The sequence below is a fragment of the Pseudarthrobacter sp. GQ63 genome (assembly GCF_059758765.1).
The window spans coordinates 49,901-71,390 of sequence record NZ_JCAXEF010000017.1 but is presented as its reverse complement, the minus strand read 5'-3'; the positions used below and the strand labels follow the sequence as shown (position 1 = coordinate 71,390).

The 21,490-nt window shown below is 66.8% G+C and carries 25 protein-coding genes; 8 read left to right on the top strand and 17 right to left on the bottom strand.

Annotation, left to right across the window (positions count from 1 at the left end):
* Positions 1-190 precede the first annotated feature (190 nt).
* From AC6CHP_RS19170 to AC6CHP_RS19160, 3 genes are all read left to right on the top strand, one after another.
* The gene (locus tag AC6CHP_RS19170) at positions 191-1,408 is read left to right on the top strand and encodes a YhjD/YihY/BrkB family envelope integrity protein (protein WP_188729126.1); all 1,218 of its coding nucleotides are present in this window, start codon (positions 191-193) and stop codon (positions 1,406-1,408) included.
* Positions 1,409-1,802: 394 nt separating this feature from the next.
* On the top strand, positions 1,803-2,060 hold the full coding sequence (locus tag AC6CHP_RS19165) for a hypothetical protein (protein ID WP_188729123.1): 258 nt from the start codon (positions 1,803-1,805) through the stop codon (positions 2,058-2,060).
* A 131-nt stretch (positions 2,061-2,191) separates the two neighbouring features.
* Positions 2,192-2,368 (top strand): CsbD family protein, encoded by a 177-nt coding sequence (locus AC6CHP_RS19160; protein WP_174182211.1) that lies wholly within the window; start codon positions 2,192-2,194, stop codon positions 2,366-2,368.
* Between the two features lie 85 nt (positions 2,369-2,453).
* On the opposite strand, the gene AC6CHP_RS19155 is transcribed toward AC6CHP_RS19160, so the two are convergent.
* From AC6CHP_RS19155 to AC6CHP_RS19130, 6 genes are all read right to left on the bottom strand, one after another.
* Positions 2,454-3,197: a glycosyltransferase family 2 protein gene (locus AC6CHP_RS19155; RefSeq protein ID WP_229675285.1), complete on the bottom strand. Its 744-nt coding sequence runs from the start codon at positions 3,195-3,197 to the stop codon at positions 2,454-2,456.
* Positions 3,194-4,600, bottom strand: coding sequence for a bifunctional PIG-L family deacetylase/class I SAM-dependent methyltransferase (locus AC6CHP_RS19150; RefSeq protein WP_188729122.1), 1,407 nt, complete (start codon positions 4,598-4,600; stop codon positions 3,194-3,196). The genes AC6CHP_RS19155 and AC6CHP_RS19150 overlap by 4 nt, the downstream gene beginning before the upstream one ends.
* Positions 4,594-5,751 carry an acyl-CoA dehydrogenase family protein gene (locus AC6CHP_RS19145; RefSeq protein WP_229675284.1) on the bottom strand — a complete coding sequence of 386 codons (1,158 nt, stop codon included), beginning with the start codon at positions 5,749-5,751 and terminating at the stop codon, positions 4,594-4,596. Before AC6CHP_RS19145 ends, AC6CHP_RS19150 begins: the two co-directional genes overlap by 7 nt.
* A 14-nt stretch (positions 5,752-5,765) precedes the next feature.
* On the bottom strand, positions 5,766-6,245 hold the full coding sequence (locus AC6CHP_RS19140; protein WP_188729118.1) for a Dps family protein: 480 nt from the start codon (positions 6,243-6,245) through the stop codon (positions 5,766-5,768).
* A gap of 105 nt (positions 6,246-6,350) precedes the next feature.
* Positions 6,351-7,028, bottom strand: coding sequence for an O-methyltransferase (locus AC6CHP_RS19135; RefSeq protein WP_188729116.1), 678 nt, complete (start codon positions 7,026-7,028; stop codon positions 6,351-6,353).
* A 121-nt stretch (positions 7,029-7,149) separates the two neighbouring features.
* Positions 7,150-7,473: a thiamine-binding protein gene (locus AC6CHP_RS19130; RefSeq protein WP_174182222.1), complete on the bottom strand. Its 324-nt coding sequence runs from the start codon at positions 7,471-7,473 to the stop codon at positions 7,150-7,152.
* Positions 7,474-7,593: 120 nt separating this feature from the next.
* Here AC6CHP_RS19130 and AC6CHP_RS19125 point away from each other — a divergent pair, with 120 nt between their 5' ends.
* Both AC6CHP_RS19125 and AC6CHP_RS19120 read left to right on the top strand, forming a co-directional pair.
* Positions 7,594-8,229: a TetR/AcrR family transcriptional regulator gene (locus AC6CHP_RS19125; RefSeq protein WP_188729114.1), complete on the top strand. Its 636-nt coding sequence runs from the start codon at positions 7,594-7,596 to the stop codon at positions 8,227-8,229.
* Positions 8,230-8,440: 211 nt separating this feature from the next.
* Positions 8,441-8,665, top strand: a complete 225-nt coding sequence (locus AC6CHP_RS19120) for a hypothetical protein (protein WP_188729113.1) — start codon at positions 8,441-8,443, stop codon at positions 8,663-8,665.
* 139 nt (positions 8,666-8,804) lie between these two features.
* Here the strand turns inward: AC6CHP_RS19120 and AC6CHP_RS19115 are convergent, their stop codons facing one another.
* The 6 genes from AC6CHP_RS19115 to AC6CHP_RS19090 all read right to left on the bottom strand — a co-directional run bounded on the left by AC6CHP_RS19115 (position 8,805) and on the right by AC6CHP_RS19090 (position 12,103).
* Complete coding sequence (locus tag AC6CHP_RS19115; protein ID WP_229675283.1) at positions 8,805-9,077, bottom strand: hypothetical protein; 273 nt, start codon at positions 9,075-9,077, stop codon at positions 8,805-8,807.
* 83 nt (positions 9,078-9,160) lie between these two features.
* Positions 9,161-9,415, bottom strand: coding sequence for a hypothetical protein (locus AC6CHP_RS19110; protein WP_188729111.1), 255 nt, complete (start codon positions 9,413-9,415; stop codon positions 9,161-9,163).
* Positions 9,416-9,538: 123 nt separating this feature from the next.
* The gene (locus AC6CHP_RS19105; protein ID WP_104185558.1) at positions 9,539-9,850 is read right to left on the bottom strand and encodes an AzlD domain-containing protein; all 312 of its coding nucleotides are present in this window, start codon (positions 9,848-9,850) and stop codon (positions 9,539-9,541) included.
* Positions 9,847-10,578, bottom strand: coding sequence for an AzlC family ABC transporter permease (locus AC6CHP_RS19100; RefSeq protein ID WP_377090235.1), 732 nt, complete (start codon positions 10,576-10,578; stop codon positions 9,847-9,849). Before AC6CHP_RS19100 ends, AC6CHP_RS19105 begins: the two co-directional genes overlap by 4 nt.
* Positions 10,579-10,604: 26 nt before the next feature.
* Positions 10,605-11,066 (bottom strand): DoxX family protein, encoded by a 462-nt coding sequence (locus AC6CHP_RS19095; protein WP_188729107.1) that lies wholly within the window; start codon positions 11,064-11,066, stop codon positions 10,605-10,607.
* 137 nt (positions 11,067-11,203) lie between these two features.
* The gene (locus AC6CHP_RS19090; RefSeq protein WP_188729106.1) at positions 11,204-12,103 is read right to left on the bottom strand and encodes a glycerophosphodiester phosphodiesterase; all 900 of its coding nucleotides are present in this window, start codon (positions 12,101-12,103) and stop codon (positions 11,204-11,206) included.
* A 49-nt stretch (positions 12,104-12,152) separates the two neighbouring features.
* On the opposite strand from AC6CHP_RS19090, the gene AC6CHP_RS19085 reads away from it, so the two are divergent.
* Complete coding sequence (locus AC6CHP_RS19085) at positions 12,153-13,511, top strand: DUF445 domain-containing protein (protein ID WP_188729105.1); 1,359 nt, start codon at positions 12,153-12,155, stop codon at positions 13,509-13,511.
* Here the strand turns inward: AC6CHP_RS19085 and AC6CHP_RS19080 are convergent.
* Together AC6CHP_RS19080 and AC6CHP_RS19075 are read right to left on the bottom strand one after the other, a co-directional pair.
* Positions 13,508-14,257, bottom strand: a complete 750-nt coding sequence (locus AC6CHP_RS19080) for a LamB/YcsF family protein (protein ID WP_498231631.1) — start codon at positions 14,255-14,257, stop codon at positions 13,508-13,510. The two genes, AC6CHP_RS19085 and AC6CHP_RS19080, sit on opposite strands and share 4 nt — an antisense overlap.
* Positions 14,241-15,053 (bottom strand): hypothetical protein, encoded by an 813-nt coding sequence (locus AC6CHP_RS19075; RefSeq protein WP_174180531.1) that lies wholly within the window; start codon positions 15,051-15,053, stop codon positions 14,241-14,243. The genes AC6CHP_RS19080 and AC6CHP_RS19075 overlap by 17 nt, the downstream gene beginning before the upstream one ends.
* A 162-nt stretch (positions 15,054-15,215) precedes the next feature.
* On the opposite strand from AC6CHP_RS19075, the gene AC6CHP_RS19070 reads away from it, so the two are divergent.
* Positions 15,216-16,571: an MFS transporter gene (locus AC6CHP_RS19070; protein WP_498231629.1), complete on the top strand. Its 1,356-nt coding sequence runs from the start codon at positions 15,216-15,218 to the stop codon at positions 16,569-16,571.
* A 21-nt stretch (positions 16,572-16,592) separates the two neighbouring features.
* Here AC6CHP_RS19070 and AC6CHP_RS19065 read toward each other — a convergent pair whose 3' ends face one another.
* The 3 genes from AC6CHP_RS19065 to AC6CHP_RS19055 all read right to left on the bottom strand — a co-directional run bounded on the left by AC6CHP_RS19065 (position 16,593) and on the right by AC6CHP_RS19055 (position 20,853).
* Positions 16,593-18,935: a glycoside hydrolase family 65 protein gene (locus AC6CHP_RS19065; RefSeq protein ID WP_498231627.1), complete on the bottom strand. Its 2,343-nt coding sequence runs from the start codon at positions 18,933-18,935 to the stop codon at positions 16,593-16,595.
* 128 nt (positions 18,936-19,063) lie between these two features.
* Positions 19,064-19,816: an HAD family hydrolase gene (locus tag AC6CHP_RS19060; RefSeq protein ID WP_498231625.1), complete on the bottom strand. Its 753-nt coding sequence runs from the start codon at positions 19,814-19,816 to the stop codon at positions 19,064-19,066.
* 392 nt (positions 19,817-20,208) lie between these two features.
* Positions 20,209-20,853 carry an alpha/beta hydrolase gene (locus AC6CHP_RS19055; protein ID WP_188729087.1) on the bottom strand — a complete coding sequence of 215 codons (645 nt, stop codon included), beginning with the start codon at positions 20,851-20,853 and terminating at the stop codon, positions 20,209-20,211.
* A gap of 272 nt (positions 20,854-21,125) precedes the next feature.
* Between AC6CHP_RS19055 and AC6CHP_RS19050 the strand changes: the two genes are divergently transcribed.
* Positions 21,126-21,383, top strand: coding sequence for a DUF6458 family protein (locus AC6CHP_RS19050; RefSeq protein WP_104185568.1), 258 nt, complete (start codon positions 21,126-21,128; stop codon positions 21,381-21,383).
* Positions 21,384-21,490: the final 107 nt, after the last annotated feature.

Genomic DNA, 21,490 nt, shown 5'->3' with positions numbered 1-21,490 from the left:
GCCGAAGGCCAACACGCCGCCACCGACGTCAGAGACCGCACCACCGACGCCGCAGGCAACGTCAAAAACACCTAAGCGGCATCCAGTACACCGCGGCACACGCAAGGCACCCAGCACTACCTGACAGGCCGGCCCCGCCAACCGCGGAGCTGGCCTGTCCGTTTTTCGCCCCTTATCGAGAGGACACCCCATGGCCACTCATGACGCATCCGAGAGCAGCACCGCCAAAGCAGGCCAGGCCCCGGCACCCGATGATTCCCGGAAGCCGGAGAGTCCGAAAGACCTCGTCAAGCCGAACTGGAAATACATCGCCAAGAAGACCTTTCGGGAATTCAGCAAGGACCAGTGCCCTGACCAGGCCGCAGCCCTGACCTACTTCGCGGTGCTGTCACTGTTCCCGGCCATCCTGGCACTCATCTCAGTGATCGGGCTATTCGGCGACCCCCAGAAAACCACCAGTGCCCTCCTGCAGATCGTGAGCGGTTTTGCCCCTGCCGAGACGGTCAACACCGTCAGCGGAACTGTCGAAGAATTGGCCAGCGCACCGGCCGCAGGACTGACCCTTGTCCTTGGCCTTGCCACGGCCCTATGGTCCGCCTCAGGGTATGTCGGCGCGTTCGGCCGTGCCATGAACCGGGTCTACGAGGTGGATGAGGGCAGGCCCTTTGTCAAGCTGCGCGGAACCATGCTGGTGGTCACCCTCCTTGCCGTCGTCATCGTGGCTATCCTGGCCGGCATGCTGGTCCTGAGCGGCCCGGTAGCAGAAGCGGTGGGCGGCCTGATCGGCCTCAGCGGCGTCTTCCTTGCTATCTGGGACATCGCCAAATGGCCTGTGATGGTGGGACTGATCATTGTGATCATCGCCGTCCTCTACTACGCCACCCCCAACGTCAAGCAGCCCAAATTCAAGTGGATGAGCCTGGGCTCCGGCATCGCGCTCTTCATTTTCCTGCTTGCATCGCTGGGTTTCGGTTTCTACGTAGGCAACTTCGGCAACTACAACAAGACCTACGGCGCCCTGGGCGGCGTGATCGTGATGCTGCTGTGGCTCTGGATCCTCAACATGTCGCTGCTCTTCGGTGCAGAGTTCGACGCCGAGATGGAGCGCGGCCGGCAGCTCCAGGCAGGCATCAAGGCAGAGGAAACCATCCAGCTGCCGCCAAGGGACACGAAGAAGAGCGAAAAGCTGCAGAAGCAGGAGGAAGAGGACATCCGGCACGGGCGGGAAATCCGTGAGAAGTACAGCGCGGAGAACGGCCGGGATGAGTCCCCGGACGAAGGCCGGGACCAGGACGGGGGCCGGGACTCCGACGAGCCCCGGGAACCGCACCGGGACCGGGTCCGGGACAAGGTGCGCGACCGCGCCCTTGGCGGGAACGAAGACCGGGGCGGCAACGACGCCCGGTAGGGCATTCCGCGGGGACTAGGCAGGACCTTCAAGATGGGAGAAAATTGTCTTGAAGGTCCTGTTTAGTTTTCCCGGGTCTTAACAAGGGACCCGGGAGCAGGCGGGGCCGGCGGTGAGATGGCCTCTTCTGAGACCGAGGCCAGTCCCCCCAGTCGCCGTCGGCCCCCTCGATCCGTTCGGTCCAGCTGCACCCACGGGCCCAATCAACCGCTGTAGCGTCCCCGCCGGCAGGGTTTCCCGCCGGCTGGCATTGCCTGTCCAGGCTGGGAAGCCTAACTGGACAAAGCGAGCCGCCCTGCCATACCTTCATGATTACTCTGTTGAGCCCCTCCGGGGCTGGCAGGGCCGCTGAAGCAGATACGGCGGCATCAAGGTCGAGCCCGAATGAGCGAACATGCCTGCTACACATTTTGAAGATTTTCTTGCCGAAGCAGTCGTCGCGGACAGGGAGCCGGGGCTGGGCCTCGGACGCGATGAGCTATACGGCCTCTACACCAGCTGGTGCCTCCTCCACAAAGCCCAGCTTCAGCCGCCGGAAGCACTGTGGGTGGCGCTGGAAGAACACGGTATCAACCCGGACAATAACAACCTGTCCATGACCGGCCCTGCCGCCGCGGATTACATCGTCGCAAGCGCCCCCGACCTCGTCTGACACACCGGTTTTTCCCTCCGGCCACAGCTCCTCTGCTGCAGCCAGCCATCTGTTGAAGCAACCCTTGGCTGGCTAGCATGGGAGCATGACCTGCGTATCGCCGCAGGTCACCAGCCGAAGGGAGAAATGCCATGGGTTTGGACGACAAGATCGACAACGCCGCCGAGAAGATGGCCGGCAGGGCCAAAGAAGCCGCCGGCAAGGCAACTGATGACGAAAGCCTCCGGGCCGAAGGCCAAATGGACCAGGCCAAGGCTGACCTGAAGCAGGCCGGCGAGAAGGTCAAGGACGCTTTCCGGAAAGACTAGTCCTGCCGAAAGGGGCTGCTGCGCAACCGCAGCAGCCCCTTTCCCGTTAAGTCATCGCGCATACCACGCCGCCGTGGGACTGCCCTTATGCTTCCGGCGCCAATGCGATCTCCATGCCGAGCGTGCGCAAATAGGCCCCAAAGCCCTTCGGCGCGCGGGCCTGCGTGCGGCCGGACGTCCGCACGCGGATTGTATCCGTGGCCCTGACATCGAACCCGTGTTCCCGCAGCCGCCCTGCCAGCACCCTGTCCTCATGCGAGAGGTGCCGCGGGAACCCGCCCGCCACAAGGTACGCCGAACCGCGGACGCCGAGGTTTGCCCCGAAAACATGCGGGTGGTCTTCCCCGAAGGAGTGCATCGACTGCCAGCGGCTGAGCAGTTCGGGTGCCATCCCTGCAGGGTCCACCTCAACAGACCCGAGCACTGCATCGGCTCCCGCCGCAGCCAATTCAAGCTGCCCAACGAGCCAGTTGTCCGGAACCACCGAGTCGGCGTCGGTGTTCGCCAGCCACAACCCGGCCTCGGCGCCAGGGCCTGCATCTGCCCCAGCACCCAGGGCCTGCCAGTTTCCCGCCCGCCTGCTCCTTCCCACGCTTCGAAAGGCGACCTCAAGGACAGAGAAGCAGGCGTTCCGGGCGGTGTACGCGGAGGCGATGGCCGCAGAACCGTCCGTGCAGGAGTCAAGGACCACGAGAACCCTGACATCGATTCCCGGCTGGACCTGCCGGAGCGTCGATGCCGCGGCCTCCACGCCGGCGAGGGCGCGGCCCAGGTGTTCCTCCTCATTGTGGACCGGAATCACCACGGCCACCCTGTCAACGGGAGTCAAGGCGCAGGCACCGCCGCCATGGGCGCAATCAGGGTCTCAAGCAGGAAGTCCCGCTCCCGGTACAGGCCGGCGGTGGGCCATTTCAACCCGTCACGGACGCGGGTGTGGACTGCTTCGCCATCCAGCTCCCAGCCGGAAATGGGGTGGCGCCAGTGGCACAGCAGCAGGGTGCCGCCCGGGAGGATCGAGTCCCTGGTTTTTTCAACCAGGTCATCGAGCTCACCGGCGGCGAGGTAGTACCCCACCTCGGACACCACCACCAGGTCGTAGCTCCCGGCAGGCCACTCGGCGGGCAGCGTCAGCTGCATGGCGGTGACGCCCGGGAATGGGGCCAGGCGTTGCGCTGCCTGCGCCAACGCTGCACCACTGGCATCCACGGCCAGCAGGCTGGTGCACCGCGGGGCAAGATCGGCCGTCAGCGTGCCAATGGAACAACCGATCTCCAGCGCCGCGGAATAGTGTTCGGAAGGCAGCGCCGCGAGCGTCAGGGCACGCTTCCGCCGTTCGTACCAGCTGGTGGTGTACTTCCAGGGGTCCGGCTCCCGGCTGTGGATGCCGTCAAAGATGCCCTGTGCTTCCCTGCTGGTGCGCGGCATGGTTCCGGGGCCACCTGGTTTTCCGGGAATGAACTCCTGCGGAGCAGTCCATGCGAAGGTTTCAAAGGGGCGGGAGAAGTGCCGCAGGAAGGACTCGCTCAGGAGGACCTCGTCACCGGGATGCGGAGAAAGCGGCCTGGTCTGGCTGGCATGCTCCTGCATGGCCCGCTCCTTGACGGACTGCTCTCCAGGCTCCAGCGGCATCCTCACCCACGATTGCCATTCGGGGTGCGCGGGGGTGGCCCAGTGCCAGTACCAGATGGGGTATTCCAGCAGTGCGTAACCATTGTCGGCGGCAACGGCAGCGGCTACAGTGCCGAGGGCATCGTGGTCCGTATGCCCGTCGGCGCGGTATGGCGCAAGAATAGCTACCCGGCCGGCAGGACCGGCCAGCGCTGCGGCGGCTTCGCTGACCGAACGGGTTATGCCGGCAGTGCGCTCCGCCAGGCCGCTGTCCGGCAGGCCGAGGTACCGCCAGCGGTCTTTCAGCCCCATGCGGTCCAGGGCCGCGGCGAACTCCGCCAGGCGCCTGGCAGTCAGTTCTTCCCGGGAGACTGTTTCCGACCCGGGATGCGAGGCCTCCCCCGCAGTGCACAACAACACCCGCACCTCGGCACCGAGGGCGTGCAGCCGCGCCATTAGGCCGCCCGCTCCGAGCGTCTCGTCGTCCGGGTGGGCGGCAAGGACCAGGAACCGCATGGCGGCAAGCTCCTCCGGACCGAGCGGGAGCTCAGGAATGACCGGAAGGCCCCCGGCGGACCAGGCCGACTCGTCAGTCCCCTCGTCCGTGTGCAGGAAGGTCACCAAGGCGCGTCACCTTTCAGGGTCAGGGAGCCCAGTTGGGCGTCGTCACGCATGCCGTGGTGCTGGCGGACGTACAGTGCAAGGTCAGCCATCCGCTTGGCATACGTCCGGTCGAAGGCCAGCGGTCCCGGACCCCGGTTGCTGCCCACTACAGTCAAAACGCGTTCGACGGCGGCGGCGCAGGTTCCGCGCACACGCAGCGCATCGCTCCACGGCGTAATCCGCCCGGCGTTCCGCTGTAGAGAAGACCCCTGGTCAGCGGGCACCTGTTCAGCGGACACCTGTCCCCGCTGGTCGATGCCTTCCGCGGTTCCTGCAAGGTATTGCAGGGCGGAGGTCAGGGTGCGGTCCAGCTCCCCCAGCGAGGCCAGCGCAACCTGGTCCGGCTCCCGGCCGGAAAGACGTCCGGCCCGGAGGGAATCCCGGTAGTCCCGGGCGATGCCTACGGCTCCCCCGAGCCAGCACGCGGCCACCCCCATGCCGCCCCAGGCGAAGCCAGGCCGGCTGAAATACCAATTGTTTCCCTGCAACGGCTGAGCGGGGACCCGGTCGAACCGAACGGTCCCGCTGGGGATTTCCTGCAGCCCCCTGGCCACCCACTCCGGTTCCTCGCAGGTCACGCCGGCGTGGCGCAGGTCAACTGCGAAAGCTGCACGGCCGCCGTCATCCGTGTGGGCAGTGACCACCGCGTGGTCAAGCACCTGGGCGAGGGAACACCACGGCTTGGCGCCGCTCAACAGCACCCCGGAACCGTTGCTTTCGGCAGCGAGCCGCATTCCTGGTCCTTCCGCGGCAAAAACACCCCAGGCGCCGCTGGCACGGGAGGGATCATGCCCTGCCTGGGCCAGGATCGCCAAGGCATCCAGGTGCGGTTCGAAAACCCGGGCAGCGGCAACGTCGAGGGCGGCAACGGTGGCCAGGCGCTCCCAGAGAAGCCCGGTGTTCCCTTCACCGGGCCGCGGCCACTCCTTTCCGGCTTCCTGCGCCAGGCCGAGCAAAGCCGGCACGTTGCCGGCGCTGGCGGAGACGGCCTGGAACAAAGGATCCAGGCCGTCCGGGCCTTCCCCGCCGGCGGAGAGCCGGACCGCTGCATTGGTGCCGGGCACCGCGTCCCCGGCGGATGGTGCGCTGTGTTCTTTGGAGAGTTCCTGCATCGTGATGGCGGCGCCTACGTGCCGGCCGGCTCGGTAACGGAGGCCGTGGGTGCCATGGTTTCGGCATTGACCATCCAGGCCAGCTGTTCCAGCCGCTCGATGGCGGCGTGGAGCAGGTCGGCGCTGGTGGGGTCTTCCTCATCCACCTCATCGTGGACATCCCGCATGGTCTGGACTGTCCGCTCCAGCCGGGCGGTGATGAGTTTGACGGTCTGCTTCGTGGAGGTCAGGCCTTCGGGAAACCCGTCCAGCCGGGTGCCGGCGGACACGGTGCCGCTGCGGCCGTCCGGAAGGGCGTGGAGCGCGCGCATCCTCTCCGCGGCCTGGTCCGCGAAGAGCCGGGCGGCAGCGATGATCTCGTCGAGCTGCAGGTGCAGGTCGCGGAAGTTTGTGCCCACGAGGTTCCAGTGCGCCTGCTTTCCCTGCAGGTGCAGCTCAATGAGGTCCGTAAGCACCGTCTGAAGATTGCCGGCAAGGGTGGGTGACGCTTTCATCAGTTTCCTCCACTGCTGCTGTTGGTCCGGCTGATCGCCAGCCGGACTTTGATTCTAAGCACACTTAGCAGTTTGACGGGCAGGAAGATTCCCCCGGCACGGGTGCTACCGGATGCGTGCAAGCGCAAAGCCGTCCCAGCCTTTGGAGCCAACGGTCTGGATGACGGTGGCGTCCAGCCGCGGGTGCTCGCCCAGGAGCCTGAGTGCCTCAATGATTCCCGGCGCGTTGACCGGGTCCATTCCGGGGTCCAGGATTGCACCCTCCCAAACGGCGTTGTCCAGGACCACTGTGGCCCCCGGCCTTCCCAGCCGTACGGCCCAGTCCAGGTAGCGGCTGTTGTTCTCCTTGTCCGCGTCAATAAAGATGAAGTCGAAGGGCTCCCGGCCTTCCTCCTCAAGTGCCGCCAGGGTCTCCAGCGCGGGCCCCAGCCGGATCTCCACCTTTTCGCCCAGGCCGGCGGCATCAATGTTGGCCCACGCGACTTCCGCGTGTTTGGGCAGGAATTCGCAGGTGACCAGGGTCCCGTCAGAAGGGAGGCCCCGGCCCATCCAAATGGTGCTGAAGCCGGCGAGCGTGCCAATTTCGAGCACGCGCCGGGCCCTGGACAGCTGGACCAGAAGCTTGAGGAGCTTGCCTGCGTTGGGAGCCACTTCGATGGCCGGCATCCCTGCCTCGGCGGCGGAACTGATGGCCTGCTGCAGCGCAGGATCCGGATGGACCACGACTTCTGACAGGAACTCTTCCGCCGCAATCCACTCCGGACGGGGATGGTGCTCAAACATTGCCACAGTTTGGCACGGGGTGGCGTTGGAATCCAGAGAAGTTGGGTGCCGGCCGAAGGCGGGTGCCGGCGGACAACCTGGGGCCGGCGAAAGGCCGACGGCGGGCCGGAGGCTGCGCGGGTCAGGAACCGTCTGCGAGCGCTTCTTCCAGGCGGTCCACTTTTGCGGTCAGTTCCCCTGTGTAACCCGGCCGGATATCAGCCTTGATCACCAGGGAGACGCGGCTGCCGTACCGTCCCACTGCCTCCGTTGCCCGCTTGACGACGTCGAAGACCTCGTCCCATTCACCTTCGATGGTGGTGAACATCGAGTCCGTTGTGTTGGGCAGGCCCGACTCCCGGACGATTTTGACGGCGGCGGCAACGGCGTCGTGCACTGACGCGTCAGTGGGCCGGGAACCTTCGCTGGGGGCGCCGGACGGGGCGACAGAAAACGCAAGCAACATGAGGCCAGTGTGCCACGCCTTGCGAGCGGCGACAGGGCAGGATGGCGCCCGCGAGCGTCATATAACCCCCTACCGCGCAGTAACGGTGTTCGCTGAAAGCTCCGTTGCTAACCTTTTCGCATGAGCCTCGCAGTCGCCCGTAAGCCCCTCCGTGCCGACGCAGCGCGGAATGTGGACAAGATCATCACGGCGGCCCGGCAATGCTTCCGCGAATTTGGGCCTGAGGTACCGCTGCAGACCATCGCGGCGACCGCAGGGGTTGGCCCGGCCACCCTCTTCCGCAATTTTGCGGACAAGGAAGAGCTGGTACTGGCCGCCCTTAACCGGCAGCTCCGCCTCACCGTGGATCCCGTGGTGGACGGCGCCCTGGCGGACATCGACGGGGCCGCCGGATTGTTGCGGGTCCTGGAAGCACTCATGGACGCGGCCAGCGCTGACGCCAACCTGCTGGGAGCCGTCGCGGGGCGGCGCGAACTCCTGACCGGCATTACCGGCTCACTCATGGAATCCATCAGCGTGCTGCTGGTGCGCGGGCAGGGGCAGGGAAGCCTGCGGGCGGACATTTCCATGACGGACATGTTCCGGTTGCTCGCCATGCTCATCGGAGTGGTGGACACCATGGAGCCCGGTTCCGACGCCTGGCGCCGTCCGCTGGCCCTGGTTGAGGACGCCATCCGGACCACGCGGCCCACCCGCCCCCTGCCGGCCCACGTGCCCGTCCCGTCCACACCCGGAACCGGCCCCCACCTGGGCTAAGGCATGCAGTAGAACCGCGCCGCACGGGGCGCAGCCACGGCTCCGGACTGCCGCGGCCGTCCGCCGGGCCTGGTGCGCGGACAGCACCATTGTGGGCGTCCTGCAGGTGCAATACACTTCAGGAGGGGTTACGCAGCCAGCCTCCCAACTTTGGGATGGAGTGACCCATGAAGCAATTCCGGAAATTCCGGCGCATTCTGGCAGCGGCACAATGAACAGTTCAAAACTGAACCGCTACCTTAACGATCCCCGCGGCCCCGAAGAAGTCCTTCCCTCGCTGACCGCGGAAGAACTCGCAAACCTCCTGGACGCCCTGTACCAGAACCTGGATACTCCCGAACCCGAATTCGGGGCGGAGGCGTGGTACGAGATGGCCGTCGAAGAAAGCTGCCGGCGGGCCGGTTCGCCCGATGGCGCAGCCCACGGCGTAGCCTAGCCAGCAGGCTGCACCTCCCGCAGAAGCTGGCAACCTCCCCCGGCGGCCCAACCTTTTCCTACGGCTGTTTCTTTCCTGAGGCCCGCGGCTGCCCGCCACCGGCCCCAGCGGGATGTGCCGAGAGCCCCGTTGGCCAGCCCTAGCGGGACGGGCCCTGCCCGCTGTCGCTGTCGCTGTCGCCGTCGCCGTCGCCGTCGCCGTCGGGCTCATTGTGCCCGGGCTGCCCAGGCTGGTCGTCGCGCTCATTGGGGACGTGGTCTTTGGCTTCATTGAGGTGCTGCTGCAGCTTTTCCTCGGCATCCCGGCGGCGCCGGGCTGTATCCCGCATCTCCCGGGTGGATTCCGAACCCCTCGGGTCAAGATAGCCTTGCCGCGGCTTCCCCTGCTGCTCCGGACGTGACTGATCGTTCATCTCGGCTCCTCCTTTGTGGCCGCCGCAGTGGACTTGCGGCCCTGATGCCAGTCCACCACATATCGGTTCCGGGATGCGGTTTGCTACGTGCCGCCGGCCTCGCCCCTGCTGCGAAGTTCCTGGTGAACCAGGGCCTGCAGTGCCGGAATGTGGGATGCCGGATCCAGGTCCAGCGACGTCCGAAGGCTCCGGGAAAGCAACTCCAGGTCCTCTTCCGGAACATCAGCGAGGCGGGCAAACCGGGTGAAGAAGCGTTTGGCAGGGAGTCCCGCCCGTCGTCTCGAATTCTTGTGGAGACGTCCAGATCTTTCCCCGGCTGCATGCAGTTGATTTTCCATGGTCACCATTCGTGCGAAATTCCACGGCCGACTGCATAGCCGCTTTCATAGTACAACCGGGAAAGCACAATGAACGTGATCGGCATCACATGGAGGGGACGTGTCCTTGTCCCTGCCGCGCCCTCAGTTCCAGCCAAGGATCCTCAGCAGCGCAGCCGTTCCCGCGCCGGCGAGGACCACCACCAGGAACGGCGCACGGAGCGCCAGGGCTATGGCGGCGGCCACCAGCGCACCCAGCCTGGCATCGGCAGCGAGCGACTGTCCTGTGGCAAACGTGTTCACCACAGTCAGGGAGGCGAGCAGCCCGATGGTCATGGTGCCTGCCACCCGCGACATGCGCGGGTCTTCGAGCAGCCGGGCCGGAACGAAGTAACCCACCAGCTTCCACGCGTAAGCCAGCGCACAGGCAATCAGCAGCCAGATCCAGAGACTCATTCGCCGGCCCCCGGACCGGTGTCCCCTGCGCGGTGCGCCCCGTGGTGGTGGCGTTCCCGGAAGGGGTCCACGTCCGGCTCCAGGCCCTCGTCGCGCCGCCCGTGGCTGAACCAGCCGATCACCGCAGCCACCACGGCTGCCACCAGGATTGGCACGCCGGCGGGAACGAACGGCACAGCGATGACGGTGGCCACGGCACATACAGCGGCAATGGCCACCGGCTCGCGTCCCTTGAGCCGCGGCCAGAGCAGCCCCAGGAACGCGGCCACGGCCGCACCGTCCAGCCCCCACTGCTTGGGGTCGCCCAGGTTGCTCCCGGCGAGCGCGCCGATGGCGGTGAACAGGTTCCACAGCAGGTAGATGCCGATGCCCGCCGCCCAGAACCCCCGGCGCTGCTCTGCGGGGTCGGTCTGGCCGGAGCTGGTTGCCGTGGACTCGTCGATGGTGAGCTGGGCAGCAACGTACTTCCGCCAGCCGGTGGGGTGCAGGAGGGCGTTGAGCTGCATGCCGTAGATCCCGTTGCGCATGCCCAGCAGGGTGGCGGCGCTCATGGCCGCGATGCCGGACCCGCCGCCGGCCACCACGCCAATGAACGCGAACTGCGAGCCGCCGCTGAACAGGAGCAGGCTTAGTGCCATCGTTTGCCAGAAGTCGAGCCCGGACGTCACTGAGAGCGCCCCGAAGGATACGCCGTACAGGCCGGTGGCAATGCTGATGGAGATCCCCATCCGCACCGCAGGGGAGGCCAGCAGGGTCACGGACGCGCTCCCCCGGCCGGCCGGCGCAGGCTCCACGCCCACGCAATGAGCGGCGCCTGCAGCGGAAGGCGGACGGTGTGCACCTTCCGCTGCGCCTGCGTTCCCCGCGGTCCGTACGCCCGCTGGAGCGCATCCACGTGTCCGGCCAGGAACACGGTGAACATTACTGCGGTGCCCGTGGCGGCCACCTTCCGCGTTCCGGGGACAAGGATCCCGACGGCGGCTGCCAGTTCCAGCAGCCCGCTCAGGGCGATCCATTCCTCCCGGGAGAGGAGGGCAAGCGGACGCGCGGGAGCGGCATCCCGGCCGGGTTCATCGTCACGGCAGAGGTAGCCCGGGACCACCTGGCGGTAGAAGGCGGGGTCGCGGAAGTGTTTCATGGCGCTGGCCAGGAGCAGCGCGCTCATGGCTGCAGCGGAGAGGGTCTGGGCGGCCCGGCCGGAGCGGGGAAAAGGCATGGCTCCACTCAACCACAGGCGCGGCGGGCTCCTGTAACCGTCAGGCCCAGGCCAGCTCCGAGCTTCCATAGGGAACCGGCGGGCGGCCATAGCCGAGGGGTTGCGAACCCGTGGATGGGGCGCCCGGAGATGCGCCCCTACCGTCCCTGCGGCGAGGCAACCTGCAGCTGGTTCAGGACCCGGGCCGGCACGTTGGTGGTCACCTCCTGGATTCCCAGTCCCGCACACAGCGCCACGTCCTGCTCCGAATCCACCGTCCACACCCGGAAGCGCCGGCCGGAGGCGAGCCAGCGCTGGACGGCAGCGGGGTGCCGGCGGACATACTCGATGCCGGGCCCGGCCAGGCCCACCTCGCCGTTGTCCAGGATCCGCTCGCCTTCGGCCTGGGTTGCCCTCATCAGGTTGGCAATTGCGCCGCCGGTGATCATCCCGAACCCCAGTCCGCCGCGGATCGCCCGGATGTCCACGTCGTCCACCAACTGGCAGATGTACTCCGGCGGAACCGAGCTGAGCAGGTGGCGGACGGAGTCCGGGCTGAAGCTCATGAAGGTCACCGCCACGTTGTCCACGGAAGAACTTTTGGGGTCCCACCCCTCGCTGCGGAGCACTTCAAGGACCCGATCCTCCAGCTTGAGCTGGTACGGGCTGGGGTGCTTGAGCTCGATCGCCAGTTTCACCGGCCGGCCGGCACCACGCAGGATGTCCAGGAGTTCCGGCAGCGTCAGGAGCTGCTCTGACCGGGCACCGTACGCCTCCGGGATGCGGACGCCCTTCCATGACGAAACATCCAGGTGCCGCAGTTCCCGGAGGGTGCGCTCGGCAACGGGTCCCGTTCCGTCCGAGGTCCGGTCCAGGTTGGCGTCATGCAGGAGGACAACGTGCTGGTCACGCGTGAGGTGGACGTCGCACTCCACGCCGTCGGCGCCGTCGGCCAGGGCCTGCAGGTAGGCGGCCCGGGTGTGTTCGGCGAACGCGGCGCTGGAGCCGCGGTGGGCAAAGACCAACGGCCGTTGCGGCGCTGACTCATCAGTAGTCATGCAGACACGGTAGCCGACCGGCCCCGTGCTGCGGGACTAGGCTTGGCACATGCAGGTGAACTCTGAGCCAACTACCCGGGAATCACCCGGCGGGCCCACCCCCTCCACACCACCGCCCGCGAGGGGCCATGCAAAGGCGCGGGCCGCCGTCGGCCACCAACTGAGTGAGGGCGACGCCGAAAAGGCGGCAGCGCTGCGGAAAATGAAGCTGGTGGCCCTGGGGCTGCTGCTGGTGATGGCCGTGATCTTCGTCTTCGCGTTCGCGCTGCAGAAGGAATATCCGTGGCTCCAGTACGTGCGCGCGGCGGCCGAGGGCGGCATGGTGGGCGCATTGGCTGACTGGTTCGCGGTCACGGCGCTGTTCAAGTACCCCATGGGCATCAAGATCCCGCACACCGCCATCATTCCGCGCCGGAAGGACCAGATCGGCGCCTCGCTGGGCGAGTTCGTGGAGACCAACTTCCTCTCGGAGCAGGTGGTCCAGGACAAGCTCGCCAGCGTGAATATCGCCCGCCGGGCGGGCGAGTGGCTTGCCACGCCCGCCGGTTCCGAGCGGGTGGCCAAGGAAGGCGCCGCCGTCATCCGCGGCCTTTTCAAGGTGTTGAACGACGACGACGTCCAGGCGGTCATCGAGGGAATGGTGCGTAAGCACCTGCTGACTCCGCCGTGGGGGCCGCCGGTGGGCAAGATGGCCGAACGGATCTTCCGCGACGGGCACCACCACAACCTGGTGGACCTGCTGGTGGACCGCGCCGCCGACTGGGTGGACGACAACCACGACACCGTCACCCACCTGGTGTCCGACCGCTCCCCCACATGGGTCCCGCAGTTCGTGGACGGGCTGGTGGGCGACAAGGTCTATGTGGAAATCCTCAAGTTCGTCCGGGCAGTGCAGGCAGACCCCAACCACCAGGTCCGGCAGTCCATCGACAAGTACCTGAACGACCTTGCCCAGGACCTCCAGCATGATCCCGCGATGATCGCCCGCGCCGAGGACATCAAGGCCCAGGTGCTGGGCGACCCCGAGGTGCGCGAACTGGCCTCCCGCACGTGGGGCACCGTCAAGAATGCGCTGCTGGGCGCCGTGGACGATCCCGACAGCGAACTGACCGTGAAGTTCAAGGCGGCCGTGCGGGACTTCGGCTCCCGGCTGGTCAGCGACCCCGAACTGGCCGGCAAGGTCAACGCGTGGATCGGCGACGCAGCCGGCTACCTGGTGCGGACCTACCGCTCTGACATTGCCGGGGTCATCACGGACACCGTGGCCCGCTGGGATGCAGAGGAAACATCGCAGAAGATCGAACTCCAGGTGGGCAAGGACCTGCAGTTCATCCGGATCAACGGCACCGTGGTGGGCGCGCTGGCCGGGCTTGCCATCTTTACGGTGGCACACCTGATTTTCGGCTAGGCGAAGGACTCCAGTTCAATGCCGGCCGCTTCCAGTCCGGCCCGGACGGCGGCAGCCATCCCCACCGCGCCCGGCGTATCGCCGTGGATGCACAGGGAATCGGGCCTGACCTGGACCACTGTTCCGTCCACGGCAACCACTTCGCCCTTGGCAGCCAGCCGCACGGCCCGCTCAACAATCGCGTCGACGTCCTGCAGCACGGCACCCTCCTCCGAGCGCGGAACCAGCGTTCCGTCCGCCCGGTAGGCGCGGTCCACGAACGCCTCGATGAACACCGGATGCCCGGCGTCCCTGGCCTGCTTCAGGAGCTCGGAATCCGGGAGCCCCAGGATGGGCAGGCCGGGATCGTAGGCGTTTACTGCGGCCACCACGGCCGACGCCTGTTCGGCATCGTGGACCAGCCGGTTGTACAGGGCCCCGTGCGGCTTCACGTAGTCCACGGAGGCACCCACGGCGTGGGCAACGCCGTCGAGCGCTCCCAGCTGGTAGAGCACGTCGCCGAAGAGCTCGTCGAAGCTCATGTCCAGCGCGCGGCGGCCGAAACCGGCCAGGTCCCGGTACCCCACGTGGGCGCCGACAGTCACATCGAGTTCGTAGGCTGCCCGGCAGCTGTCCAGCATGGTGACGGGGTCCCCCGCGTGGAAGCCGCATGCCACGTTGGCACTGGTGACCAGCTGGAACATGGCGGCGTCGTCCCCCATCCGCCAAGAGCCGAATGATTCGCCAAGGTCAGCGTTGAGATCCAAGAGTTTTGCCTTCCAGCGTCGGGGTGTCCTGGGCCGCCGCGGCGGCGGTGAGCTCTCCGGGGATAGTGTCCGGCATGGGTCCAAACGCCTCCTTGGCGTTGGACACCACCGCACGGCCCATCATGAGGTTACCGGCTCCGCCCACCACCGCGCCGATGCCGAACGGCAGCGCCCGGCCGAACAACGCGGAGCCCTGCCGCTTGAGGAGGTTCTTGAGGAAGGCTTTCTGGATCCTGTTCCGGATGCTGCCGAAGCCCGGCACGGCCATGGACTTGGACAGGGCATTGCCCCAGGCCTTGTTGGCGCTCATTTCCCTGCCGGCAGCCTGGCCGCTGAGGGTCCCCAGCAGCGCCGTCCCTTCCTCACCCAGCATGATGGCCATGACCATGGTGCTGGCCTTCTCGGGGTTGGTCAGCCGGATCCCGTGCAGTTCGGCCAGCGAGGTGGAGTAGAGGGCTGTTGCTTCCAGGAACCCGACGGTTGCGGCGGCGGACAGTCCCAGGGACGCCACGGTGCCGACGCCAGGCACGACGGCGGTGGCGCCCACCAGAGCACCGCCGCCGGTGACAGCGCGGAGGTAGTCGCGTTCAAGGATGTCGGCGAGCTGGGCGGCTGTGGCCCGGGGGTGCTTCCTCTGCAGCCGGCGGATGTAGGCCACCACCAGCGGGCGCTGGATCTCCACCGCCTTCAGGAGCATGTTGTGGACACCCGGTTTGGGCTTCCCGTCTGCGTCGAACACCGCGTTGTGGGCGGTTTCCTGTGCTATCCGTACTGCGGGATTGCTGCGCTTGGCCATGGTCACCTCTGCTTGTCTCGCCGGCACGCCTGTGCCGGAATTCCTCATACTAAGGTTGCTTAACATTAGGCCACCGCAGGAGCGGCCACCCACCTGCCCCGTCCCGTTCGGAGCACTCCGGCGGGGCTCCTCCGGAGCGCGCGCAAAGCCTAGACTTAGCCTATGCCCACCCCCAAGGCCCTGCGGCCCTTTGCCCACCGCGAGTACAGGGTACTGATCGCCGCGCTGGCCATCTCAATCTTTGGTTCCGGCATGTGGGCCGTGGCCATGGTCTACCAGGTGATCCATCTGGGCGGCGGCCCGCTGGAACTGTCCCTGGTTGCCGCCGCGGGCAGCGTGGGCCTGGTGGCGTTTGTCCTGGCCGGCGGCATCGCCGCGGACCGGATCCCCCAGCGCCGGCTGATCATTGCCGTGGAGGGCGCCAACCTCGCGGTGATAGCGGCCGTCAGCGGACTCGCCATGACGGGCCTGCTCCAGCTGTGGCACGTCGCAGCGGGTTCCTTTGTCCTGGGTGTCGGCGCGGCGTTCTTCTTTCCTGCCTACTCCGCAATCCTGCCGCGCATCCTTCCCGCCCAGGACCTGCTGGCAGCGAACGGAATGGAAGGGTCCATGCGTCCCGTCCTCCAGCAGGCGGCCGGTCCGGCCGTGGCGGGAATCGTGGTGGCTGCCCTCTCGCCGTCGCACGCGGTCACGGCGGTGGCGGTGTGCCACCTCCTGGCGTTCATCGTCCTGAATTTCCTGGGCCAGCACGCACTGGCCGCTCCCGCCAACGGAGCGGCGGACGGTGCAGGCGGGCCGGAGGGCGGCGCCGCAGCCGATGGCACTCCCGGTGCCGAGGGCGGTGAGGTGCGCAGGCGGTCCTTCTTCCACGACCTGCGCGAAGGGGTCATCTACACGCTTGGCACCCCGTGGCTGTTGTGGACGCTGGTGTGGGCCTGCATCTCGGTCCTGTTCCTGATCGGCCCCATCGAGGTCCTGCTGCCGTTCGTGGTCCGCGACCAGCTGGCGGGCGATTCCCGCATGTTCGGCTTCCTGCTGGCCGTGATGGGGGTCGGCGCCGCGCTGGGCTCGCTGTTGACCGCGTCCTTCCGGCTGCCGCGCCGCTACCTCACGGTGATGATGGTGTCCTGGGGTGCGGGCAGCCTGCCGCTGGCCGCCGTCGGCGTTATGGACAGCTTCTGGGCAATCGCAGCGGCGCTGTTCATCTTCGGGGCCACCGGCAGCGTGGGCATGGTCATCTGGGGCACCCTGCTCCAGCGGCGGGTTCCGCCGCACCTCCTGGGCCGTGTCTCCAGCCTGGATTTCTTCGTCTCGCTGGCGCTGATGCCGGTGTCCATGGCGCTGGCCGGGCCGGCTGCCGAGGTGCTGCCCATCTGGCTGATCTTCCTGGTGGCCGGCGGCGTATGCCCGGTAATGGCCGTCATCGCCATGGCTGTTGCACGGATGCCCGCCGACGAACTGGCCCACCCCCTGGACCAGGAACCTGCGCTGGAACGCACGACGGCGGCGGGAGACTAGGCTCCCGCCGCCGCCCCGCACTCAGCTGTTGGCACGCACCACCGGAATGCTCGCCGTCGGATGTCCGCTGGGGAACACCGTGGGTTCCGGCTGCGGCACGGGCTCCAGTGCCACCTTGACGGGTTCTGCGCCCACCGTGAGCTGCTCGCCGCGGACGTCCACCGCCAGCGGCTCCCCTTCGGCGACGGTCAGCGTGATGGAGCCGGTCTCGAGTTCCACCAGCAGCAGGCGGCCCTGGATCTTGAGGTGGAAGGCCAGTCCGTCCCACTCCGACGGGAGGCGCGGATCGAAGTACGGAACCGGGCCCTGGTCCCGCAACCCGGCAAACCCACAGACCAGCGAGCTCCACACCCCGCCGGTGGAGGCAATGTGCACGCCGTCGATGGTGTTGCCGTGGGTATCGTCAAGGTCGATGAACACGGCGTTGGTGAAGTGTTCCAGCGCCTCGCGGGAGTACCCCACCTCGGCGGCCATGATGCCCTGGACACAGGCGGACAGCGTCGAATCGCCGGTTGTCAGGGGATCGTAGAAGTCGAAGGCCCGGTGTTTCTCCTCCGCCGTGAAATCCTGCCACTGCAGGAACATCGCCAGGACGGTGTCCGCCTGCTTCAGGACCTGGTGGCGGTAGATCACCAGCGGGTGGAAGTGCAGCAGCAAAGGGTACTTTGACCTGGGCGTGTTCCAGTCCCACGGCTCGAGGTGCATGAAGTCGTTGTCCTGGGAATGCACCTGCATCCGTTCATCGAACGGCAGCTGCATGCGGTTCGCAGCCGCTTCCCACAACTGCCGCTCCTCGTCGCTGATGCCGGCATGCTCCAGGGCGGCGGCGGCGCGAAGGTTGAACCGCGCCATCACGTTGGTGTACAGGTTGTCGTTGACCACGGCGGTGTACTCGTCAGGGCCGGTGACGCCGTGGATGTGGAAGAGCCCGTCCTTGCCGAAGAAGCCCAGGGAGATCCACATGCGCGCTGTTTCAATGAGCAGTTCGGCGCCCATCCCGTCGCGGAAACCGGCGTCCCTCGTGGCCCACACGTACCGGTTGGTGGCAAAGGCGATCGCGGCCGCGATGTGGAACTGTGCCGTGCCTGCTGCGTAGTAGGCACTGGCCTCAAGCCCGTTGATGGTGCGCCACGGGAACAGGGCGCCGTCCACGCTCAGTTCCTTGGCCCGGACCTGGGCTTCGGGAAGCATGCCGTGGCGGAACTCGAGAACCTTTCGGGCGCCGTCGGGGTTGGTGTAGGTGAGGTAGGGCAGGAGGTAAACCTCCTGGTCCCAGAAATAGTGGCCCTCGTAGCCGGAGCCCGTCACGCCCTTCGCGGGAATCCCGGCGACGTCGGCGCGGGCCGTTGCCTGGGCGAGCTGGAACAGGTTCCACCGGATGGCCTGCTGCAACACGGACTCGCTGGTCACCACGATGTCCGAGGTAGCCCAGTAGTCCCGGTAGTGCGCTTCGCTCTCGGCGAAAATGTCACCGACCGGGCGCAGGCCCTCCTCGGCGACGGCGGCCGGGTCAACCGACGGCTCCTGGATGGCCCGTCCTGCGGCATAGCTGACGCTCTTTTCCAGGCGGAACGGCTCGCCGGGGCTGACCGCCAGGACGTAGCGGACGCTGCTGTCGTCCTGGTCCACAAGGGTCTCGAACGGCTGATGGCCCGCGGAGGTCCAGTGGTCCACCGCGACCCCCACCCGCTGCTTGGATTCGGCAGCTTCCCAGGCCAGCCGGAGCGACCCGTCGCCGCCGTCAAGGCGCAGGGGCAGCAGGACGCGTCCGGCGTGCCGGCCCGCACGGCGGGGATCGTGGACCGAGTGGTCCTCCACCGGCTGGTCCTGCCGGTTGACTAGGGAGGAGGTCACGTCCACGGAGACCTCGCGGTCCGTGGACACCTCCAGCGAGATGCCGAGGCTTCCCCGGGACGCGAATCCGACGGCACGCCGTTCGGTGGTGGTGACGACGGCGCCGGAACGGCACTGCCAGGTGACCCGGCATTCGTAGACACCGGTGGAAAAGTCCACGGAACGCCGGTAGTCCAGCACCTCGGACTCCGCAAGGCTGAGGGACTCCCCGTCAAGGACGACGCTGAAGTTGTTGGCGTCCGGGATGTAGAGGATGCGCTGGCCGGTGCGGGCGAACCCGAAGGCGTTTTCGGCGTGCTTGATGTCCCAGATTTCGTGCAGCCCGTTGATGAAGCTGCCTGGGAGGTCTGAGTCGGCTGCCGCCCAGTGGGCGCCCCGGATTCCCAGGTGGCCGTTTCCCAGGGCAAAGAGGGTTTCCAGGGTCCCCTCGTTGCCCTGTTCGTGGCGGGTTTCCACGAGCTGCCAGGGGTTGTTGGGGAATCTTTCGCGGTCCGCGGAGATCAGGGCCATGATGTTGGGTCCTTCGAAGTGTGGCCGGGCAGCTGGTTTGCTGCCGGCCTGGGGATGATTTTGGGGATGAAGGGTACTGAAACAAGCTGCCGGGGCAGCGGGACTGCCTCTGGGAAGGCAGCGGTTCTTTAGGGAAGCAGTTCCTTGAGGTCGTTGACCACAAGGGTGGCGCCGGCGTCGAGCAGGGTCTGCCGGCCGGCGCCCCGGTCCACGCCGATAACGGAGTGGAAGGATCCGGCCTCGCCGGCCTGGACACCGGAGACTGCGTCCTCCACCACCACGCATTCCTCACTGGGGAGATCCAGCAGGCGTGCGGCGTACTCGTAGGTGGCGGGGCTCGGCTTGCCGGGCAGGCCTTCGCTGGCAGCCACCACGCCGTCCACCACCACAGGGAAGCGGTCCGCGAGCCCGGCCGCCGCCAGGACGGCGGGTGCGTTGCGGGAGGAAGAGACGACGGCGACCTTCAGCCCGCGCTGCATGACGGCTTCGAGGAAGCGTACTGAACCTTCGAAGGGCTCGACGCCGGTGCTGACGATGTCGTTGAAGATCCGGTTCTTGCGGTTGCCCAGGCCCTGCACGGTGGTGTTGGCGGGGTCGTCGTCAGTGGGTCCCTCCGGAAGCACAATGCCGCGCGAGGCCAGGAAGTCGCGTACGCCGTCGAAGCGCGGTTTGCCGTCGATGTGGTCGAAGTAGTCGCTTTCGCTGTAGCCGGCCACCTGCGGCTGCGACGCGAGGAAGCCCTCGAACAGTTCCTGCCAGGCCCGCTCGTGGACGGTTGCCGTGGGGGTCAGCACCCCGTCCAGGTCAAAGAGGATTGCCGACGCGCCGGCCCAAGCGGAGAGGTCGCCGGCTGCATGGCCTGTTGCCGTGGTGTCGCTCATGGGTGGTGGGGTGTCCTTTCAGGACGGCGGGCAGCCTTAGTGAAGGGTGCCGTGAAGTGTGGAGGCGACGATGCCCGGATGGCCTGGAAGTGCGGCAGGTGCTCGCCCGCGGAAAAACGCGGCGGCTTTGACCCTGCCGATCGATGCAGTTCTACCATCATGGGCATGCCGGCGCATCCAGACAAGCCGGCGGATCTGCCGGATCTTTGCAGGCCAGGCAAGAGCATCAGGCCGTGGCCGGCTGCAGTACATCGTCCGCACCGCGCTGCTCTCCTTGTTCGCCCAGTTCAGTGCCGCTATAACGGCCGAAGAAGAGTGTAAGCGCTTACAAATTTAGCTGGCAACTGTTTTTTCTTCGGGCCCCGATGTGACGCATTTCTCAGCCCGCAGCGTCACCGCCGGTTGCTGGCGGAGACCTCCGGCCGCAGCACATAGTGGCGCAGGAATGAGCTCACGTCCACCATTTCCGTTTTGGACATGGCGTGGCCCATCCCCGGGTACGTCCTGGCGGTGAGCAGGGTGTTCTCCTGCAGCCATTCCTCCGTATAGGCAATGGCGTCCTCATTGATGACCAGGTCCGCCTTGTCCCGCCCCCAGAAAAAGGGCGGCCGGGTATCAAAGGATTCAGTGAGGGACAGCAGCTCGTTCTGCAGCACGAACCCGGACAGCCCCACCACCGCCTCGTAGTCCTTGGGATGGAGGCGCAGCAGGGTGCTGGCCATCGCCATGCCCTGGGAATACCCGAGCAGGCTCACGCTGCTGTGCTGGCCCTTGACGCTGTTGATCCAGGCCTGCACGGCGGCAGCAGCCTTGATAACGTCGGCGAAGTCGTTGGCAAGGAAGTAGTCGAGCAGGAACCAGCCGTAGTGGTCTCCGATATCCATGGGGGCCCGCAGCGCCGCGCAGGTGAATTCCGCCGGCAGGTATTCAAACAGGCGCACCATGCGGGACTCGTCCGTACCGTAGCCATGCATCATGACCAGCAGCGGGGTATCCGCCCGCTGGTCTTCCGGTTTGGACCAAACAACTGTTTCCATCGGATCAGCCTAGCGAGGCAGGCCGGGAAGAAGCCCGACGCCGTGCCGGGCCGGGCCCGCGGTCGGCCCGGCACGGCGTCGGGGGACAGGCTGGACCGACGCAGCTGCCGCCCCACCATTCACAGGGGCCACAGCGCAACAAATGGGTTACGCACCGCCCCGAAACGTTGAACACGGCTACTCCGCGCTGTAGCGTGACGCTTAACGGTCAGCATGCTTAGCAACCGTCAACGGGTGATGACCACGCCCGGCCCCCAAACAAGGAGCACCTCATGAGAATCGGATCTTCCATTTTCCTTATCGCCCTCGGCGCCATCCTCGCGTGGGCGGTGGCTCCGGGCCTCATCCCCGCCGTGGACCAGGTCCTGATCGGCTACATCCTGATGGCCGTAGGCGTCATCGGCCTCATTGCTTCCCTGATCCTCGCTTCACCTGGCCGCAGCCGCCGTGTCAGCGAGACCCGCTCGGTGGTGGATCCCAACACCGGCGAACGCATCACCCGGAACGAAAGCCGCGACGGCGGGCTGTAGCACCGGAGAAGGTCCCGGCCTGGCTGCCTGGCTGGACAACGAATGAAACCCGACAAGCCGGGCCGGACCATTGCGGTCGGGCCCGGCTTTTTCGTCCCCCTCGGTGA

Bases quoted from the DNA above. Each gene is read 5' to 3' on its own strand.
- AC6CHP_RS19170 (WP_188729126.1), top strand. From the start codon at position 191: ATGGCCACTCATGACGCATCCGAGAGCAGCACCGCCAAAGCAGGCCAG.
- AC6CHP_RS19165 (WP_188729123.1), top strand. From the start codon at position 1,803: ATGCCTGCTACACATTTTGAAGATTTTCTTGCCGAAGCAGTCGTCGCG.
- AC6CHP_RS19160 (WP_174182211.1), top strand. From the start codon at position 2,192: ATGGGTTTGGACGACAAGATCGACAACGCCGCCGAGAAGATGGCCGGC.
- AC6CHP_RS19145 (WP_229675284.1), bottom strand. From the start codon at position 5,751: ATGCAGGAACTCTCCAAAGAACACAGCGCACCATCCGCCGGGGACGCG.
- AC6CHP_RS19140 (WP_188729118.1), bottom strand. From the start codon at position 6,245: ATGAAAGCGTCACCCACCCTTGCCGGCAATCTTCAGACGGTGCTTACG.
- AC6CHP_RS19135 (WP_188729116.1), bottom strand. From the start codon at position 7,028: ATGTTTGAGCACCATCCCCGTCCGGAGTGGATTGCGGCGGAAGAGTTC.
- AC6CHP_RS19130 (WP_174182222.1), bottom strand. From the start codon at position 7,473: ATGTTGCTTGCGTTTTCTGTCGCCCCGTCCGGCGCCCCCAGCGAAGGT.
- AC6CHP_RS19125 (WP_188729114.1), top strand. From the start codon at position 7,594: ATGAGCCTCGCAGTCGCCCGTAAGCCCCTCCGTGCCGACGCAGCGCGG.
- AC6CHP_RS19120 (WP_188729113.1), top strand. From the start codon at position 8,441: ATGAACAGTTCAAAACTGAACCGCTACCTTAACGATCCCCGCGGCCCC.
- AC6CHP_RS19115 (WP_229675283.1), bottom strand. From the start codon at position 9,077: ATGAACGATCAGTCACGTCCGGAGCAGCAGGGGAAGCCGCGGCAAGGC.
- AC6CHP_RS19110 (WP_188729111.1), bottom strand. From the start codon at position 9,415: ATGGAAAATCAACTGCATGCAGCCGGGGAAAGATCTGGACGTCTCCAC.
- AC6CHP_RS19105 (WP_104185558.1), bottom strand. From the start codon at position 9,850: ATGAGTCTCTGGATCTGGCTGCTGATTGCCTGTGCGCTGGCTTACGCG.
- AC6CHP_RS19100 (WP_377090235.1), bottom strand. From the start codon at position 10,578: ATGGGGATCTCCATCAGCATTGCCACCGGCCTGTACGGCGTATCCTTC.
- AC6CHP_RS19095 (WP_188729107.1), bottom strand. From the start codon at position 11,066: ATGCCTTTTCCCCGCTCCGGCCGGGCCGCCCAGACCCTCTCCGCTGCA.
- AC6CHP_RS19090 (WP_188729106.1), bottom strand. From the start codon at position 12,103: ATGACTACTGATGAGTCAGCGCCGCAACGGCCGTTGGTCTTTGCCCAC.
- AC6CHP_RS19085 (WP_188729105.1), top strand. From the start codon at position 12,153: ATGCAGGTGAACTCTGAGCCAACTACCCGGGAATCACCCGGCGGGCCC.
- AC6CHP_RS19075 (WP_174180531.1), bottom strand. From the start codon at position 15,053: ATGGCCAAGCGCAGCAATCCCGCAGTACGGATAGCACAGGAAACCGCC.
- AC6CHP_RS19070 (WP_498231629.1), top strand. From the start codon at position 15,216: ATGCCCACCCCCAAGGCCCTGCGGCCCTTTGCCCACCGCGAGTACAGG.
- AC6CHP_RS19065 (WP_498231627.1), bottom strand. From the start codon at position 18,935: ATGGCCCTGATCTCCGCGGACCGCGAAAGATTCCCCAACAACCCCTGG.
- AC6CHP_RS19060 (WP_498231625.1), bottom strand. From the start codon at position 19,816: ATGAGCGACACCACGGCAACAGGCCATGCAGCCGGCGACCTCTCCGCT.
- AC6CHP_RS19055 (WP_188729087.1), bottom strand. From the start codon at position 20,853: ATGGAAACAGTTGTTTGGTCCAAACCGGAAGACCAGCGGGCGGATACC.
- AC6CHP_RS19050 (WP_104185568.1), top strand. From the start codon at position 21,126: ATGAGAATCGGATCTTCCATTTTCCTTATCGCCCTCGGCGCCATCCTC.